Annotated in this window: 14 protein-coding genes and 1 tRNA gene; 1 reads left to right on the top strand and 14 read right to left on the bottom strand. The window is 66.3% G+C overall.

Going from position 1 to position 15890, the window contains the following annotated elements:
• Positions 1 to 13: 13 nt before the first annotated feature.
• The gene (gene pip / locus ACVCMC_RS01250; RefSeq protein ID WP_447098388.1) at positions 14 to 973 is read right to left on the bottom strand and encodes a prolyl aminopeptidase; all 960 of its coding nucleotides are present in this window, start codon (positions 971 to 973) and stop codon (positions 14 to 16) included.
• A gap of 62 nt (positions 974 to 1035) precedes the next feature.
• A complete protein-coding gene (locus tag ACVCMC_RS01245; protein ID WP_447098387.1) occupies positions 1036 to 2427 on the bottom strand; it encodes an FAD-binding oxidoreductase in 1392 nt (463 codons plus the stop codon).
• A gap of 119 nt (positions 2428 to 2546) precedes the next feature.
• Between ACVCMC_RS01245 and serA the strand changes: the two genes are divergently transcribed.
• Complete coding sequence (gene serA / locus ACVCMC_RS01240; protein WP_447098386.1) at positions 2547 to 3779, top strand: phosphoglycerate dehydrogenase; 1233 nt, start codon at positions 2547 to 2549, stop codon at positions 3777 to 3779.
• A 142-nt stretch (positions 3780 to 3921) separates the two neighbouring features.
• Here the strand turns inward: serA and ACVCMC_RS01235 are convergent.
• The 12 genes from ACVCMC_RS01235 to map all read right to left on the bottom strand — a co-directional run bounded on the left by ACVCMC_RS01235 (position 3922) and on the right by map (position 15887).
• A tRNA-Pro gene (locus ACVCMC_RS01235) sits at positions 3922 to 3998 on the bottom strand.
• Positions 3999 to 4051: 53 nt separating this feature from the next.
• Complete coding sequence (locus ACVCMC_RS01230; RefSeq protein WP_077513841.1) at positions 4052 to 4408, bottom strand: MerR family transcriptional regulator; 357 nt, start codon at positions 4406 to 4408, stop codon at positions 4052 to 4054.
• Positions 4389 to 4688 (bottom strand): integration host factor subunit alpha, encoded by a 300-nt coding sequence (ihfA, locus tag ACVCMC_RS01225; RefSeq protein ID WP_395119720.1) that lies wholly within the window; start codon positions 4686 to 4688, stop codon positions 4389 to 4391. Before ihfA ends, ACVCMC_RS01230 begins: the two co-directional genes overlap by 20 nt.
• Position 4689: 1 nt before the next feature.
• The gene (gene pheT / locus ACVCMC_RS01220; protein ID WP_447099438.1) at positions 4690 to 7122 is read right to left on the bottom strand and encodes a phenylalanine--tRNA ligase subunit beta; all 2433 of its coding nucleotides are present in this window, start codon (positions 7120 to 7122) and stop codon (positions 4690 to 4692) included.
• 104 nt (positions 7123 to 7226) lie between these two features.
• Positions 7227 to 8222, bottom strand: coding sequence for a phenylalanine--tRNA ligase subunit alpha (gene pheS, locus ACVCMC_RS01215; protein WP_447098385.1), 996 nt, complete (start codon positions 8220 to 8222; stop codon positions 7227 to 7229).
• 97 nt (positions 8223 to 8319) lie between these two features.
• Positions 8320 to 8679: a 50S ribosomal protein L20 gene (gene rplT, locus ACVCMC_RS01210; RefSeq protein ID WP_136257363.1), complete on the bottom strand. Its 360-nt coding sequence runs from the start codon at positions 8677 to 8679 to the stop codon at positions 8320 to 8322.
• Positions 8680 to 8690: 11 nt separating this feature from the next.
• Complete coding sequence (gene rpmI / locus ACVCMC_RS01205; RefSeq protein WP_395119723.1) at positions 8691 to 8888, bottom strand: 50S ribosomal protein L35; 198 nt, start codon at positions 8886 to 8888, stop codon at positions 8691 to 8693.
• A 297-nt stretch (positions 8889 to 9185) separates the two neighbouring features.
• Complete coding sequence (gene infC / locus ACVCMC_RS01200) at positions 9186 to 9710, bottom strand: translation initiation factor IF-3 (RefSeq protein WP_395121221.1); 525 nt, start codon at positions 9708 to 9710, stop codon at positions 9186 to 9188.
• Positions 9711 to 9754: 44 nt separating this feature from the next.
• Positions 9755 to 11656: a threonine--tRNA ligase gene (thrS, locus tag ACVCMC_RS01195; RefSeq protein WP_447098384.1), complete on the bottom strand. Its 1902-nt coding sequence runs from the start codon at positions 11654 to 11656 to the stop codon at positions 9755 to 9757.
• A gap of 195 nt (positions 11657 to 11851) precedes the next feature.
• Positions 11852 to 12301, bottom strand: a complete 450-nt coding sequence (locus tag ACVCMC_RS01190; RefSeq protein WP_395119725.1) for a CopD family protein — start codon at positions 12299 to 12301, stop codon at positions 11852 to 11854.
• A 61-nt stretch (positions 12302 to 12362) separates the two neighbouring features.
• On the bottom strand, positions 12363 to 14996 hold the full coding sequence (gene glnD, locus ACVCMC_RS01185) for a [protein-PII] uridylyltransferase (RefSeq protein WP_447098383.1): 2634 nt from the start codon (positions 14994 to 14996) through the stop codon (positions 12363 to 12365).
• A 126-nt stretch (positions 14997 to 15122) separates the two neighbouring features.
• Positions 15123 to 15887 (bottom strand): type I methionyl aminopeptidase, encoded by a 765-nt coding sequence (gene map, locus ACVCMC_RS01180; protein WP_447098382.1) that lies wholly within the window; start codon positions 15885 to 15887, stop codon positions 15123 to 15125.
• Positions 15888 to 15890 lie beyond the last annotated feature (3 nt).

The following is a 15890-nucleotide window of genomic DNA, read 5'->3' as shown; positions in this document are numbered from 1 at the left end:
ACGTTGACCGGGCTCAGCGACCGAAGCGGTCGGTGGCTTCCAGCAACTGGTGCAGGATGCCCGGCTCGAACGCCGAATGGCCGGCGTCCTGCACGATGTGCAGGTCGGCTTCGGGCCAGGCACGGTGCAGATCCCATGCGCTGCGCAATGGGCACACCACGTCGTAGCGGCCCTGCACGATCACCGCCGGAATATGGCGGATGCGATCCACGTTGCGCAGCAACTGGTCGTCGTGTTCGAAGAAGCCGCCGTTGACGAAGTAATGGCATTCGATGCGGGCAAAGGCCAGCGCGAAGTCGTCCGCGGCACTCGATTCGATGTGCGACTTGTCCTGCCACAGGAAGCTGGTGGCGCCTTCCCATACCGACCAGGCGCGCGCGGCCGCGCTGCGCACCGCCGCGTTGTCGCTGGTCAGGCGGCGGTGGTAGGCGCTCATCAGGTCACCGCGTTCCACCTCGGGGATTGCAGCCAGATAGGTTTCCCATGCGTCCGGATACAGCGCGTCGCAACCCTTCTGGTAGAACCACTCCAGCTCTTCCCGGCGCAGCATGAAGATGCCGCGCAGCACCAGCTCGGTCACCTTGTCCGGATGGGTCTGCGCGTATGCCAGCGCCAGGGTCGAACCCCACGAACCGCCAAACACCTGCCAGCGGTCGATGCCCAGGTGCTCGCGCACGCGCTCGATGTCGGCGACCAGGTCCCAGGTGGTGTTGTCGGCGAGTTCGGCATGCGGGGTCGACTGGCCGCAGCCACGCTGGTCGAACAGCACGATGCGATAGACCGCCGGATCGAAGAAGCGCCGGCATTTCGGATTCGTGCCGCCGCCCGGGCCACCGTGCAGGAACACCACCGGCTTGCCGTGCGGATTGCCGCTCTGCTCGTAGTACAGCGTGTGCAGCGGCGACACCGGCAACATGCCGCGGTCGAACGGCTCGATCTCGGGATACAGCGAACGCAGCGGCGACGACGGCATGACGGCTCCTTCGAATCCACAGACAAGCCGCCAAGGCTAGCACGGGCATGGTTTGCAGGCCCTCAATCGCCAGCAAACAGCTTGCCGGGATTGAGGATGCCGCGTGGGTCGAACACCTTGCGCACGCCGCGCATCAGGGCGATCTCCGCCGCGCTGCGCGTGCTGTCCAGGTAGGCCCGCTTGACCAGGCCGATGCCGTGTTCCGCCGAGATGCTGCCGCCATGGCGCTGCAGGGTATCCGCCAGCAGATGGGTGACGTGTTCGCACTGCTCGATGAACGCGGCCTCGGCCAGGTCATCCGGCCGCAGCACGTTGATGTGCAGGTTGCCGTCGCCGATGTGACCGAACCAGACCACCTCGGCTTGCGGATACTCGCGCGCCAGCAACGCCTGCATGTCGTGCAGAAAGGCGGGAACCGCGCCGACCCGAACCGAGATGTCGTTCTTGTACGGCCGCCGCGGCGCCAGACTCTCGGTGATGCCTTCGCGCAGGCGCCACAGCGCGGCTGCCTGCGCTTCGCTCTGCGCGATCACGCCGTCGCTGACCCAGCCCTGTTCCAGTGCCAGCTCGAATGCAGCCAACGCTGCTTCCTGCTGCCGCTCGTCCGCAGCATCGAACTCGGTGACCACGTAGTACGGATAATCGCCGTCGATGGCGCGCTGCGCGCCGTGTGCCAGCACGTGGCGCAAGGCGTGATCGGTGAAGAACTCGAACGCCTGCAGCACCAGCCGCGCGCGGAACAGCGCGAACACCTGCATCAGCGCGTCCATGTCCGGCAACGCCAGCAGCATCACCTGCGAGGGTAGCGGCGGATCGGTGAGCTTCAGCGTCGCCTCCACCACGATGCCCAGCGTGCCTTCCGAGCCGACCAGCAACTGGCGAAAATCGTAGCCGCTGGAGTTCTTCACCAGGCCGCGGTTGAGATCGAGCAGCTCCCCGTTGCCGGCCACCACCTTCAACCCGGCGATCCACTCGCGCGTGTTGCCGTAACGGATCACCCGGATGCCGCCGGCGTTGGTGGCTATGTTGCCGCCGATCGAACACGAGCCGCGCGCCGCGAAATCGACCGGATAGATCAGGCCATGCTGGCGTGCCGCGTCATGGACGTGCTGCAGGATCATCCCCGCCTGCACGGTGAGGGTGCGATCGACTGCATCGAAGCCGAGCACGCGCTGCATCCGCTCCAGGCTGAGCACCAGCTCGCCGTTCGCCGCCACCGCGCCGCCGGACAGGCCCGTACGCCCGCCCGATGGCACGATCGCCACCGCCTGCTCGTTGGCCCAGCGCACGATCGCCTGCACTTCTTCCACCGACGTCGGCAAGGCGATTGCCAGCGGCGCCGGCGTCCAGCGGCGGGTCCAGTCGCGACCGTAGTGTTCGAGGTCGGCCGCGGCCGTCAGCAGGCGCAGTTCGGGCAGTCGGCGGGACAGGTCGGCGAGGCGGTCATCGGACATGCGGCGGCTCCGGGGGCATCCACACAGACTGCCAGTCGCGCCGGAGCGCGTCCAGTGTTGCAGTGCGGCAATTCCTCGCCTACTCTGGACCGACCGCCGCCACCGGACACGCCACGAAGATGCAGACCTCCTATCCGCGCCAGGACATCAAGGTATTGCTGCTGGAGGGGGTCAGCGCCAGCGCGGTGGAGGTATTCCATCGGGCCGGCTACAGCCAGGTCGAGTTGCACGCCAAGTCGCTGCCTGAGGACGAACTCAAGGCGCGCATCGGCGAAGCCCACATCATCGGCATCCGTTCGCGCACGCAGCTCACCGCCGAAGTGCTGGCGCAGGCCAAGCGGCTGATTGCCGTGGGCTGCTTCTGCATCGGCACCAACCAGGTGAACCTGGGCGCCGCCCGCCTGGCGGGCATACCGGTGTTCAACGCGCCCTACTCCAACACCCGCAGTGTGGCCGAGCTGGTGATCGCCGAGGCGATCATGCTGCTGCGCGGCATTCCGCAGAAGAATGCGCAATGCCACCGCGGCGGCTGGGCCAAATCCGCCAGCGGCAGTTACGAGACCCGCGACAAGGTGCTGGGCATCGTCGGTTACGGCCACATCGGCACCCAGGTCGGCGTGCTGGCCGAGAGCCTGGGCATGCGGGTGATCTTCCACGACATCGAAACCAAGCTGGCGCTCGGCAACGCCCGCGCGGTGTCCAGTCTGGACGAACTGCTGGAACGCGCCGACGTGGTCACCCTGCACGTGCCCGAGACCCCGGCCACGCAGCTGATGATCCGCGCCGAACAGCTGGCGAAGATGCACGCCGGCGCCATGCTGATCAACGCCTCGCGCGGCAGCGTGGTCGACATCGATGCGCTGGCCGTGGCACTGCGCGAGAAGCGGCTGGCCGGCGCGGCGATCGACGTGTTCCCGCTCGAACCCAAAGGCAACGACGACGCCTTCGTCTCGCCGCTGGCGGGCATGGACAACGTGATCCTGACTCCGCACATCGGCGGCAGCACGCTGGAAGCGCAGGACAACATCGGCATCGAGGTGGCCAGCAAGCTGGTGCGCTACAGCGACAACGGCTCCACCCTGTCGGCGGTGAACTTCCCCGAGGTCACCCTGCCCGAACACCCGCACAGCCGCCGCCTGCTGCACATCCACCGCAACGTGCCCGGCACGCTGTCGCGCATCAACGAACTGTTCTCCGCCGGCAACCTCAACATCGACGCGCAGTTCCTGCAGACCGACAGCGAAGTCGGCTACGTGGTGATCGACGTCAGCGCCGACGAGGCCCAGGCGAATGCGTTGAAGGCGCAGATGGCGACGATTCCGGGGACGTTGCGCGCCCGGGTGTTGTATTGAGGCTGGGAATAGGGAATGGGGAATAGGGAATCGGAAAAGCAGTTGCCGGACCGCGGCTCTGGCTCCTCCATTCCCTATTCCCCATTCCCTATTCCCGACATGAAAAAGGCGCCCAGTGGGCGCCTTTTTCATGTCAAACCATTGGTCGGGGCGGCCGGATTCGAACCGACGACCCTCTGCCCCCCAGGCAGATGCGCTACCAGGCTGCGCTACGCCCCGACGAAACGGCGATTCTAGCAGCTTGTGGTGCGCTGCCGGAAGCGTGATGTCGCTCAGCGGCGCAGCAACGTCAGCACTTCCTCCAGCTCCATCCGCACCTGGCGCACGATCTGGTGCGACATGCTCGATTCCAGCCGTGCCTGCGGGCCTTCAAGGCGCGCGCGCGCACCGGTGATGGTGAAACCCTCGTCGTACAGCAGCGAACGGATCTGACGGATCATCAGCACGTCGTGGCGCTGGTAGTAGCGGCGGTTGCCGCGGCGCTTGACCGGGTTGAGGGCCGGAAACTCCTGCTCCCAGTAACGCAGCACGTGGGGCTTCACACCGCACAGCTCGCCCACTTCACCGATGGTGAAGTAGCGCTTGGCCGGGATGGCCGGCAGTTCGGTGTTATTCCCTTGATCCAGCATAGCTTTCGACTCTCACCTTGAGTTTCTGCCCCGGTCGGAAGGTCACCACCCGCCGCGCGGAGATCGGGATCTCCTCGCCGGTCTTGGGGTTGCGCCCCGGCCGCTGGTTTTTCATGCGCAGGTCGAAATTGCCGAACCCGGACAGCTTCACCTGCTCGCCGTTCTCCAGCGCACCACGCACCACCTCGAAGTAGGCATCCACGAATTCCTTGGCCTCACGCTTGTTGAGGCCCACGTCGAGGAAAAGCCGCTCGGCCATTTCCGCCTTGGTCAGCGCCATCTCATCCTCGCAGTTTCCCCTGGCATGTCTGCTCCAACGCGTTCACCGCTTCGCGTACCCAGTGATCCGCGTCGTCGTCTGTAAGGGTGCGTGAAGCGTCCTGCAAAATCAAGCCCATAGCGAGACTCTTTCGGCCTGCTTCGACGCCTTTGCCGCTGTAGCGGTCGAACAGCCGCAGCTCCCGCAACCGCGCGCCCAGCGTGCCGCGAACGGTGTGCTCGATCCGTGACCAGCTGACGCTTTCCGGCAAATCCATCGCGATATCGCGGCGCACCGCAGGAAATCGCGGGATCGCGGTCGCCCGGGGCAGGCGGCGGGCCAGCAGCGGCTCCAGCGCCACCTCCAGCACATGCACGTCGGGGCCAAGATCGAGCTCCCGCGCCAGCCGGGGGTGCAGGGCGCCGAGATAGCCGACCGTCTCGCCGTCGCGCGCGACCCGGGCGCCGCGGCCCGGATGCAGCCAGGACGGCAGCTCATCGGCATGGATCGACCAGCGCTCCGGCTCGCCGCCCCAGGCGATCAGCGTATCCAGGTCGCCCCTGAGATCGTGGAAATCGAGCAGGCGCGACGGCTCGCCCCATTGCTCGGCGCGCGCGTTGCCGCTGGCCACGACGGCCAGGCTGGGGGTTTCCACCGGTGGTTCGCCGGCCTGCGGATGCGTCAGGCCGTGGATGCCCGGCTCCTCGCACCCGGCCGCGCCTTGCCGGAACACCCGCGCCACTTCGAACAGGCGCACGCGACCCTGCTGGCGTGCGCGGTTGTGCCGCAACGCCTCGACCAGGCCCGGCAGCAGCGAGGGGCGCATCACCGCCAGGTCGGCCGACAGCGGATTGGCCAGCGGCACCAGTTGTTCGTTGAAGCCCCAGCGGGAGAGCAACTCGGCCGCCACGAACGACAGGTTGACGGCTTCGTGGTAACCCCGTGCCGCCAATTGCTCGCGCAGCGCCAGCTCGTTGATGCGCGCTTCGGGCTCGATCGCCAGCACCAGCGCGCCGGACGGCGAATGGGTGGGAATCTTGTCGTAGCCGAAGATGCGCGCGACTTCCTCGATCAGGTCTTCTTCGCGCTCGATGTCGAAGCGGCTGCTCGGCGCGGTGACCCGCCAGCCATCGCCGATCGTTTCCACCCGCATGCCCAGCGCGGTGAAGATGCGTGCCACCTCGGCGTCGGCCACGTCCACCCCGAGCACGCGTTTCAGGCGTGCTCGGCGCAAGGTCACCGGCACCGGCTGCGGCAGGTCGGCGGCGTTCTCGGCCACCAGCACCGGGCCGGCCTGCCCGCCGGCGATCGCCAGCAGCAGTTCGCTGGCGCGCTCCAGCGCGCGACGCGGCAAGCCCGGATCGACGCCGCGTTCGAAGCGGTGCGAGGCGTCGGTGTGCAAGCCCAGCTTGCGCGCGCGGCCCATGATCGCGGCCGGGGCGAAGTGCGCGGACTCCAGGAACACGTTGCGCGTGGCGTCGGTGACGCGCGAGTCGTGACCGCCCATCACGCCGGCCACCGCCAGCGCTTTCTTCTCATCGGCGATCAGCACGAAGCCGTCATCCAGCTTTGCTTCGCTGCCATCGAGCAGCTTCAGTGTCTCGCCGGCGCGCGCATGGCGCACCACGATGTCGCCGTCCAGCGTGTCGTTGTCGAACGCGTGCAGCGGCTGGCCCAGTTCCAGCATCACGTAATTGGTGACGTCGACCACCGCGTTGATCGGGCGCAGGCCGGCTCGGCGCAGGCGCTCGGCCAGCCACAACGGCGTTTTTGCCGCCAGGTCGATGCCTTCGATGATGCGCCCGAGATAGCGCGGCGCATCCTTGCCCGCCTCCAGGCGGATGCCGCGGCGCGCTTCGCTGCTCACGGGCACCTCTGCCTGCGCGACGGTCTTCACGTGACTGCCGAACAGCGCAGCCACGTCATGCGCCAGGCCGACCAGGCCGAGGCAATCGGGGCGATTCGGGGTGAGCTTCAGTTCGAAGCTGGCATCGGGCAGGCCGAGGTAGGCAGCCAGCGGCTGGCCCACCGGCGCATCCAGCGGCAGTTCCAGCAGGCCGGAGGCATCGGCATCGATGCCCAATTCCTTCGCCGAGCAAAGCATGCCGAACGACTCGACGCCGCGCAGCTTGGCCGCCTTGATCGAAACATCGCCGGGCAACTGCGCACCAACGCTGGCCAGCGGCACCTTGATGCCCACCCGCGCGTTCGGCGCACCGCAGACGATCTGCAGCGGCTCGCCCTGCCCTGCATCGACCTTGCACACCTGCAGCCGGTCGGCCTGCGGATGCTTTTCGGCTGCGACGATTTCGGCCACCACCACGCCGGCCAGGCCCTCGCCCAGTGGCGTGAGCTCTTCCACCTCCAGCCCGGCCATGGTCAGCGCATGCGCCAATGCCGCACGGTCAGCCTTGACCTCGACCAGTTCACGCAACCAGTTTTCGGAGAATTTCATGGATTGAAGTCCGGGAATAGGGAGTAGGGAATAGGGAATAGAGAATGGGAAAAGCACGAGCACGCGGCTCCAACTATTCCCCATTCCCTATTCCCGATTCACTCTCAGGCAAACTGCCTGAGAAACCGCAGATCGTTCTCGAAGAACGCACGCAGGTCGGAGACGCCGTAGCGCAGCATGGCGAAGCGCTCCACACCGAGGCCGAAGGCGAAGCCGGTGTAGCGCTCCGGATCGATGCCGCAGTTCTTCAGCACGTTCGGATGCACCATGCCGCAGCCGAGCACCTCCAGCCAGCGGCTCTGGCCATCCTCGGTCTCCCAGCGGATGTCGACCTCGGCCGAAGGCTCGGTAAAGGGGAAATAGCTGGGGCGGAAACGCATCTCGAAATCGCGTTCGAAGAACGCGCGGATGAACTCGGCCAGGGTGCCCTTGAGGTCGGCGAAACTGGAAGTCTCGTCAACCAGCAGGCCTTCGATCTGATGGAACATCGGCGAGTGAGTCTGGTCCGAATCGCTGCGGTAGACCTTGCCCGGCGCGATGATGCGGATCGGCGGCTGGCGACCGGCCATCGTGCGGATCTGCACCGGCGAGGTATGCGTGCGCAGCAGACGGCCGTCGCCGAAGTAGAAGGTGTCGTGCATCGCGCGCGCCGGATGGTGCGGCGGGAAGTTCAACGCCTCGAAGTTGTGCCAGTCGTCCTCGATCTCGGGGCCGTCGGCGCGCTGATAGCCGAGCCGCGCGAAAATCGACGCGATGCGTTCCAGCGCGCGGGTGATCGGGTGAATGCCGCCGCGCTCGCCATCGCGGCCGGGCAGCGAAATGTCGATCGCCTCGGAGGCAAGCCGATGGTCGAGCTCGGCCTGTTCCAGCACGGCCTTGCGTGTCGCCAGTGCGTCGACGAGGCACTCCTTGACACGGTTCACTTCGGCACCGCGCGCCTTGCGCTGCTCGGGCGCCAGGGTGCCCAGGGTCTTCAGCGCGGCGGTCACGATGCCGCTCTTGCCCAGCAGGCCCACGCGCAGGGACTCCAGCGTATCCAGCGTCTCGGCCTGTTCGATGCCAGCCAGCGCCTGCGCGGCCTGGCGTTCCAGATCATCCATCGGTGCGGTCCCGGTTCGGACGTGCAAAAACGAAAACGGGGAGGAGGCGTGTGGCCTCCTCCCCGCTTGATTCACATTCTATCGTCGCAAGCGACGATCAAGCAGCCAGGGCGGCCTTCGCCTTGTCAGCGATGGCCCCAAACGCCTTGATGTCATGCACGGCGATATCAGCCAGGACCTTGCGGTCGACGGTGATGCCGGCCTTGCTCAGCCCATTGATCAGACGGCTGTAGGACAGCCCGAACATGCGCGCGGCAGCGTTGATGCGCACGATCCACAGTGCACGGAACTGGCGCTTGCGCTGCTTGCGGCCGATATAGGCGTACTGACCAGCCTTGATGACGGCCTGGTTGGCGACGCGGAAGACCTTGCGGCGGGCGTTGTAGTAGCCCTTGGCGCGGCCGATGATGGTCTTGTGACGACGACGAGCGGTGACGCCACGCTTTACACGAGCCATGGTCTATCTCCTCACAAGTACGGCAGCATGCGAGCCACGCCCGGCGCGTCGCACGCCTTGAGGTGGTTCGGGGCACGGAGACCACGCTTCAGCTTGGTCGACTTCTTGGTCAGGATGTGCGACTTGTATGCGTGGCCGCACTTGATCTTGCCGGATGCGGTCTTGCGAAAACGCTTCGCAGCCGCCCGGTTGGTCTTGATCTTGGGCATGGAATGCTCCTTGAGTGGGAATGATCCCGTTTCTGACTGATCTGGCGGCAACCGCGGGCTGCTCTTTCCGTCCTGCCATGACCGGTGCACGACCCTTCCGGCGGGTCGAACCCGTAATCATACGGGTTCAAAAGGTCAAACGCCAGCACGAAGTGCCGACGCGTGCGTCCTCTCCCCTCCGGAGAGGATTGGGGAGAGGGTACGGGGCTTGCCCGCTACCCAATTGAGGGCGGCCGCTCCGGGAGACACGGCAAAAGGAGCATTGCCCGCGAGCGAACTCCCGCAAACGCGAACAGCCTATTTCTTCTTGGGCCCGATCATCATGACCATCTGGCGCCCTTCGAGCCGGGGGTACGACTCGACCTGGCCGTTGTCGCCGACGTCTTCCTGGATCTTGCGGGCCAGGTTCTGGCCGAGATCCTGGTGCGACATCTCGCGGCCGCGGAAGCGGATGGTGACCTTGACCTTGTCGCCCTCTTCCAGGAAGCGAAGCATGTTGCGCAGCTTGATCTGGTAGTCGCCCACGTCCGTGACCGGACGGAACTTCACTTCCTTGATCTCGACCTGCTTCTGCTTCTTCTTGGCGGCCTGGGCTTTCTTCTGGGCTTCGAACTTGAACTTGCCGTAATCCATGATGCGGCATACGGGCGGATCGCCATTGGGCTGGATCTCGACCAGATCCATGCCGGCTTCCTGCGCCAGCGCCAGCGCTTCGTCACGGGTCAGGATGCCGAGTTGCTCGGAATCTGCGCCAATGACACGCACCCGCGGCACGCGGATTTCCAGGTTGCGACGATTGCCCTTGTTGTCGGTGGTTGCGATACCACGATCCTCCAGAAGAAGTAATGAAACAGACCGTTCGGCGTTCAACGCCGGGTTTCGGTCTCCAGTCGCCCGATGAAATCGGCCAGCGGCATGCTGCCCAGATCCTCGCCGGAACGGGTACGGACAGAAACCGCCCCCGTCTCTTTCTCGCGGTCGCCGACCACGAGCAGATAAGGCACTTTCTGCATCGTATGTTCGCGGATTTTATAGCCGACTTTCTCGTTGCGCAAATCCGATTGTACCCGGAAACCTTTGTCGACAAGGGCTTGCGTGACCTCGCGAACGTAACCGGCCTGCGCATCGGTGATGCTGAACACCATCGCCTGGACCGGCGCCAGCCAAGTCGGCAGCAGGCCGGCATGGTGCTCGATCAGGATGCCGATGAAACGCTCCATGGACCCCACGATGGCCCGGTGCAGCATCACCGGATGCTGCTTCTGGGAGTGCTCGTCCACGTATTCGGCGCCCAGCCGCTCGGGCATCATGAAATCCACCTGCATGGTGCCGACCTGCCAGTCGCGGCCGATCGAATCGCGCATGTGGTACTCGATCTTGGGGCCGTAGAAGGCGCCCTCGCCCGGCAGCTCGGTCCAGGTTACCCCGGCAGCCGCCAAGGCACCCCGCAGCGCGGCCTCGGCCCGATCCCATACCTCGTCGTCGCCGATGCGCTGGTCCGGACGCAGCGCCAGAGCCACCTCGATCTTGTCGAAACCGAAATCGGCGTAGACCTGCATCGCCTGCCGGTGGAAGGCGGTGACCTCCGGCTCGACCTGCCCGGGCGTGCAGAAGATGTGGCCGTCGTCCTGGGTGAACGCGCGCACGCGCATGATGCCGTGCAGCGCGCCGGACGGCTCGTTGCGATGGCAGCCGCCGAACTCGCCATAGCGCAGCGGCAGGTCGCGGTAGCTGCGCAGGCCCTCATTGAAGATCTGCACGTGGCCAGGGCAGTTCATCGGGCGCAGCGCGAAGGTGTGCTTCTCCGACTCGGTGAAGAACATGTTCTCCTTGTAATTGTCCCAGTGCCCCGACTTTTTCCACAACGACACGTCCAGCACCATCGGGCAACGCACCTCCTGGTAACCGCTGCTGCGGTACACGCCGCGCATGTACTGCTCGACCTGCTGCCAGATCGCCCAGCCGTTCGGGTGCCAGAACACCATGCCGGGGCTCTCTTCCTGCTGGTGGAACAGGTCCAGCTGCTTGCCGATCTTGCGATGGTCGCGCTTCTCGGCCTCTTCCAGCTGGAACAGGTAGGCCTTCAGGTCCTTGTCGTTGAGCCAGGCGGTACCGTAGATGCGGCTGAGCATCGCGTTGTTCGAGTCGCCGCGCCAGTAAGCGCCAGCCACCTTCATCAGCTTGAACGAATGCAGCTTGCCGGTGTTCGGCACGTGCGGCCCCCGGCACAGGTCGGTGAATTCGCCCTGCGAATACAGCGACAGATCCTGGTCGGCCGGGATGCCCTCGATGATCTCGGCCTTGTAGTTCTCGCCCAGGCCGCGGAAGAACGCCACCGCCTCGTCGCGTGATTTCACGCTGCGCGTGACCGGCAATTGCTCGGCCACGATCTTGTGCATCTCCGCCTCGATCTTCGGCAGATCCTCGGGCGTGAACGGGCGTTCGTAGGCGAAGTCGTAGTAGAAGCCGTTGTCGATCACCGGGCCGATGGTGACCTGCGCGCCGGGAAACAGCCGCTGCACGGCCTGGCCCATCAGGTGCGCGGTGGAGTGGCGCAGGATCTCCAGCGCCTCCGGGCTCTTCTCGGTGACGATCTGCAGGCTGGCATCGTGTTCGATCGGGAAGCTGGCGTCGACCAGCTTGCCGTCGACCTTGCCGGCCAGCGTGGCCTTGGCCAGGCCGGCGCCGATCGAAGCGGCCACGTCCTGCACGGTGACGGGGTGTTCGAACGGCTTCTTGCTGCCGTCGGGGAGCGTAATCTCGATCATCGCGAAAGCTTCTCTTGAAAAGCAAAAAAGGGCTTGACGCCCTTTCTTTGACAAACGAAGGCGTGGTGGCGGTCAGTCGTGGCAGCACGTAGTCGTCATGTCGCACACTCGGCCGGCGCAAGCGCGGGCCACCTTGGTCTCGTGGATGGTGCCGAAATCCTAGTCTAGCCCAGATCGTGCGCGTCGCGGAGAGCCTCAGAACGGCTTGGCCAGCACCAGCCAGATCACGCCCAGCAGCAACAGCACCGGCAGCTCGTTGAGCCAGCGCAACGTGCGCGCCGAGGGCAACGCAAGGCCCTTTGCGCTGCGCTTGAGCAATCGCCCGGCCCAGGTGAAGTAGACCAGCAACAACGCGACGAGGGTCAGTTTGGCGTCGATCCAGTGCGTGCCGGAGGCCACGTTCGGCAGGCTCTGCGGGAATACCCGCCAACCCTGCCACAGCACCAGGCCGAACAGGAACGCGATGCCGAACATGTTGTGGCCGAACTTGTACAGTCGACGCCCCATCAGCTGCAGCCGCGCCTGCACCGCCGGCTCGTTCGCCGCTTCGGCCATGTTCACCAGGATGCGCGGCAGGTAGAACACCGTGGCCATCCAGGCGATCACGAACAGCAGGTGTAACGATTTGATCAACAGATAGGTCATGACGAATGGGCGTGGCCGCTGCCTCGCGCAGCGGCGGGCATGATAGCGCGAGCCGCCGGCTTCACTCGCGCGCGGGACCGATCCGCGCCAGCAACGCCTGCAGCAGGCGCTGCTGGTGCTGCGCATCGAGCGGCGCGTTGGCGCGATCGGTCAGCAGGAAGAAGTCCTCCACCCGCTCGCCGAAGGTGGCGATGCGTGCGTCGTGCACGCGTACGTCCTCGCTCAGCATCACCTGCGCCACCGCCGCCAGCAGACCGGGCCGGTCGGTCCCCGCCAACGCCAACTGGGTGCGGCCGCCGGCGGCATGGAAGCTGATCTTCGGCGTCACCTGGAAATGCTTCTGATGGCGCGACATGCTGCGCTTGCTCGGCTGCACGCCCACCGCTTGCGCGAGTGCGCGCTGCAGGCGCTGCTGCAACTCTTCGGCACGCGCGGGACTGGCCGGTTGCTGGCTGTCGGCTTCGAGCAACAGGAAGGTATCCAGCGCCATGCCGGTGGGCGAGCTGAGGATGCGCGACTCCATCACCGAAAAGCGCAGCCGATCCAGCATCGCCGTCACGGTGGCGAACAGGCCGTCCCGATCGGGCGTGTAGACGAACAGCTCGGTGCTGCCGCGTACCGACAACGGTTCCACCGCGACCAGCGGCACCGCACCCTGCGCGCGCAGGATCGCCGCGGTCTGCCACGCGATCTGCTCGGGCCGATGGCGCAGGAAGCTGAGTTGCGGAAAATCCCCCCAGACCTGCCGCACCCGGGCTTCGTCGAAGCCATCCTCCTGCAGCCGCGCCAGCGCCTGCGCGCTGCATTCGCGCACGCGCACGCTGGCGTCGCGCGGCAACTCGACGTCGCTGCGCAGGGCATGGCGGGTGCTGGTGCAGAGATCGGCCAGCAGGCGATCCTTCCAGCTGTTCCACAGGCGCGGGCTGGTGCCGATGATGTCGGCAATGGTCAGCAAGTAGAGCTGGCCGAGCTGCTCCCGCTCGCCCACCGTCTCGGCGAAACGGTGCACCACCTCGGGATCGGTGATGTCCTGGCGTTGCGCCGTGGTGCTCATCAGCAGGTGATGGCGCACCAGCCAGGCGACCCGTTCGACGTCGCCGGAGGGGAGGCCCAGCCGCGTGCAGAAATCCCGCGCATCCTGTTCGCCCAGCACCGAATGGTCGCCGCCGCGACCCTTGGCGATGTCGTGGAACAACGCCGCCAGCAGCAGCACCTCGGGCTTGGGCAGCATGGCCCAGATCTCGCAGCCAAGCGGGAACTCGCCCCGTGCCGCCGGCTCGGCGAAGCGCGCCATGTTGCGCAACACGCGCAAGGTGTGTTCGTCGACCGTGTAGACATGGAACAGGTCGTACTGCATGCGCCCGAACACCTTGCCGAACGCCGGCAGGATCGCCGCCAGCAGGCCGTGCCGGTTCATCCGCCACAACGCCTCCACCGCCGGCGCACCGCGCCGCAACAGGCGCAGGAACGCGGCCAGCACCTCCTCGTCCCGGGCCAGCGCCGCGCCATGGGCGTCGGTCGCCTGATGGATGCGGCGCATGGTGTCGGCACTGAAGCCCAGCACGCCGGACTGCTCCAGCCGGGCGATGAAAATCTCCACCAGCGCCGCGGGCCGGCGCATGAACAATTCCGGATCGCGCGCGGCCAGGCGCGCGCCGTAGCGCACGAAATCGTCGCCCACCGGCTGCTCCGCCGCGGGAGGCTCCAGCATCTCCTCGAAGCGCTCGGCCACCTGCACGCCGAGCCGCTCGACCTGGCTGGCTGCGCGGTAGTAGCCCTGCATGAACTGTTCGACGCCGAGGTTCTTCTCGTGCTCGTCCTGGAATCCCAGGCGTGCGGCCAGCGCCTGCTGATAATCGAACAGCAGCCGCTCCTCGGCCCGTCCCGCTTCCAGATGCAGGGCATAGCGGTAACGGCGCAGCGTCGATTCGGCTTGTTCCAGCTGGGCTTGCTCGGCCGGATCGAGCAGCCCCTCGGCGACCATCCCCGACAACCCGTCCGCGTGCGCCAGGCGTCGCCCCATCCAGCGCAGCGAGTCGAGCGTACGCAGGCCGCCGGGCCCGTCCTTGAGGTTCGGTTCGAGGTTGTAGGCAGTGTCGTCGTAACGGGCGTGCCGCGCGTTGCGCTCGGCCAGCCGGGCGGCGAGGTATTCGCGCGGCGGCCACAACGCCGGGTCGTCAACGATGCCCCGCAGTTGCGCATCGAAGGCCGGATCGCCGGCCAGCCGTCGCGCGTCGAGCAGGCTGGTGAATACGCTGGCGTCCTGCGCGGCCAGCGCCCGGCATTGCGCTGGTTCGCGCACGGCGTGGCCCACTTTCAGGCCGATGTCCCACAAGGTAGCGAAGAACTGCTCCAGTGCCCGCAGGCGCGCAGGCTCGGGTGCCGCCGCCAGCGCCAGCAGGTCCACATCCGAGTACGGAAACAGCAGGCCGCGGCCAAAGCCGCCAATCGCGAACAGCGCCGCGCCGGCTACCTCACCGAGGCAGGCTGCCCACACATGCGCAACCACCCGCGCCACCGACTCGCCGCGCCGCCGCGCCAACGCACTGGCATCCATGCCGTCGCGAAACGCCGTAGCCAACCCGCGATCCACATCCTCCAGCAACTGCCGCAACGCCCGCCGCGCCTCGGCCGAAACGCCGGAGCGCGGCACTGCCACGGGCAGGCGCGGCAAGGGAGGGAGCGCTGAATTCATTGGAGCGAGAAGTGAGTGGAGAGGAGTGCGGAATGAGAGAAGGCAGTCTGCCATGTCTGCATGGCATCCGGCGCCGGCGCCGCGCGCCCAGCTCTCTTTTCTCAATCCTCCCCACTCACTCCTGCTTCACGCATCCGGCCAGGGCGTGAGGATCTCGAAGCCGTCGTCGGTCACCGCCAGGGTGTGTTCCCACTGGGCGGACAGCGAATGGTCCTTGGTCACCACGGTCCAGCCGTCGGGCATCTGGCGCGTCTGCGGCTTGCCGGCGTTGATCATCGGCTCGATGGTGAAGGTCATGCCCTTCTTCAACTCGACGCCGGTGCCGGGCTTGCCGTAATGCAGCACCTGCGGCTCGTCGTGATAGACCTTGCCGATGCCGTGGCCGCAGTACTCCTTGACCACGCTGAAACCGGCCGCCTCGGCATGCTGCTGGATGGCGTGGCCGATATCCCCAAGCGTGGCGCCGGGACGCACCGCCTCGATGCCGCGCATCATCGCCTCGAAAGTCGTATCCACCAGCCGTTTGGCCAGCACCGACGGGGTGCCGGCGACGTACATGCGACTGGTGTCGCCGTGCCAGCCGTCCTTGATCACGGTGACGTCGAGGTTGACGATGTCGCCGTCCTTGAGCACCTTGCCCTCGCTCGGGATGCCGTGGCAGATCACGTGGTTGACCGAGGTGCACAGGGTCTTGGGGAAGCCGTGATAGCCGACGTTGGCGGGAATCGCCTTCTGCACGTTGACGATGTGCTCGTAGGCGCGGCGGTCCAACTCCTCGGTGGTGACGCCGGGCTTGACGTACTCCTTGAGCATGGCCAGCACTTCGGCAGCCAGCTTGCCGGCGACGCGCATGCCTTCAAGGTCTTCGGGAGATTTCAGGGTAATGGCCATGGA

The organism is Rhodanobacter sp. UC4452_H20, assembly GCF_052978205.1.
Note: the sequence above shows the minus strand (reverse complement) of the source record. Positions and strands in the feature narration are given on the sequence as shown.

Coding starts and splice junctions, on each gene's coding strand:
- pheS (WP_447098385.1), bottom strand. CDS start 8,222: ATGGATGATCTGGAACGCCAGGCCGCGCAGGCGCTGGCTGGCATCGAA.
- ACVCMC_RS01230 (WP_077513841.1), bottom strand. CDS start 4,408: ATGCTGGATCAAGGGAATAACACCGAACTGCCGGCCATCCCGGCCAAG.
- pip (WP_447098388.1), bottom strand. CDS start 973: ATGCCGTCGTCGCCGCTGCGTTCGCTGTATCCCGAGATCGAGCCGTTC.
- glnD (WP_447098383.1), bottom strand. CDS start 14,996: ATGAATTCAGCGCTCCCTCCCTTGCCGCGCCTGCCCGTGGCAGTGCCG.
- ACVCMC_RS01190 (WP_395119725.1), bottom strand. CDS start 12,301: ATGACCTATCTGTTGATCAAATCGTTACACCTGCTGTTCGTGATCGCC.
- ACVCMC_RS01245 (WP_447098387.1), bottom strand. CDS start 2,427: ATGTCCGATGACCGCCTCGCCGACCTGTCCCGCCGACTGCCCGAACTG.
- ihfA (WP_395119720.1), bottom strand. CDS start 4,688: ATGGCGCTGACCAAGGCGGAAATGGCCGAGCGGCTTTTCCTCGACGTG.
- map (WP_447098382.1), bottom strand. CDS start 15,887: ATGGCCATTACCCTGAAATCTCCCGAAGACCTTGAAGGCATGCGCGTC.
- serA (WP_447098386.1), top strand. CDS start 2,547: ATGCAGACCTCCTATCCGCGCCAGGACATCAAGGTATTGCTGCTGGAG.
- thrS (WP_447098384.1), bottom strand. CDS start 11,656: ATGATCGAGATTACGCTCCCCGACGGCAGCAAGAAGCCGTTCGAACAC.
- pheT (WP_447099438.1), bottom strand. CDS start 7,122: ATGAAATTCTCCGAAAACTGGTTGCGTGAACTGGTCGAGGTCAAGGCT.
- rplT (WP_136257363.1), bottom strand. CDS start 8,679: ATGGCTCGTGTAAAGCGTGGCGTCACCGCTCGTCGTCGTCACAAGACC.
- rpmI (WP_395119723.1), bottom strand. CDS start 8,888: ATGCCCAAGATCAAGACCAACCGGGCGGCTGCGAAGCGTTTTCGCAAG.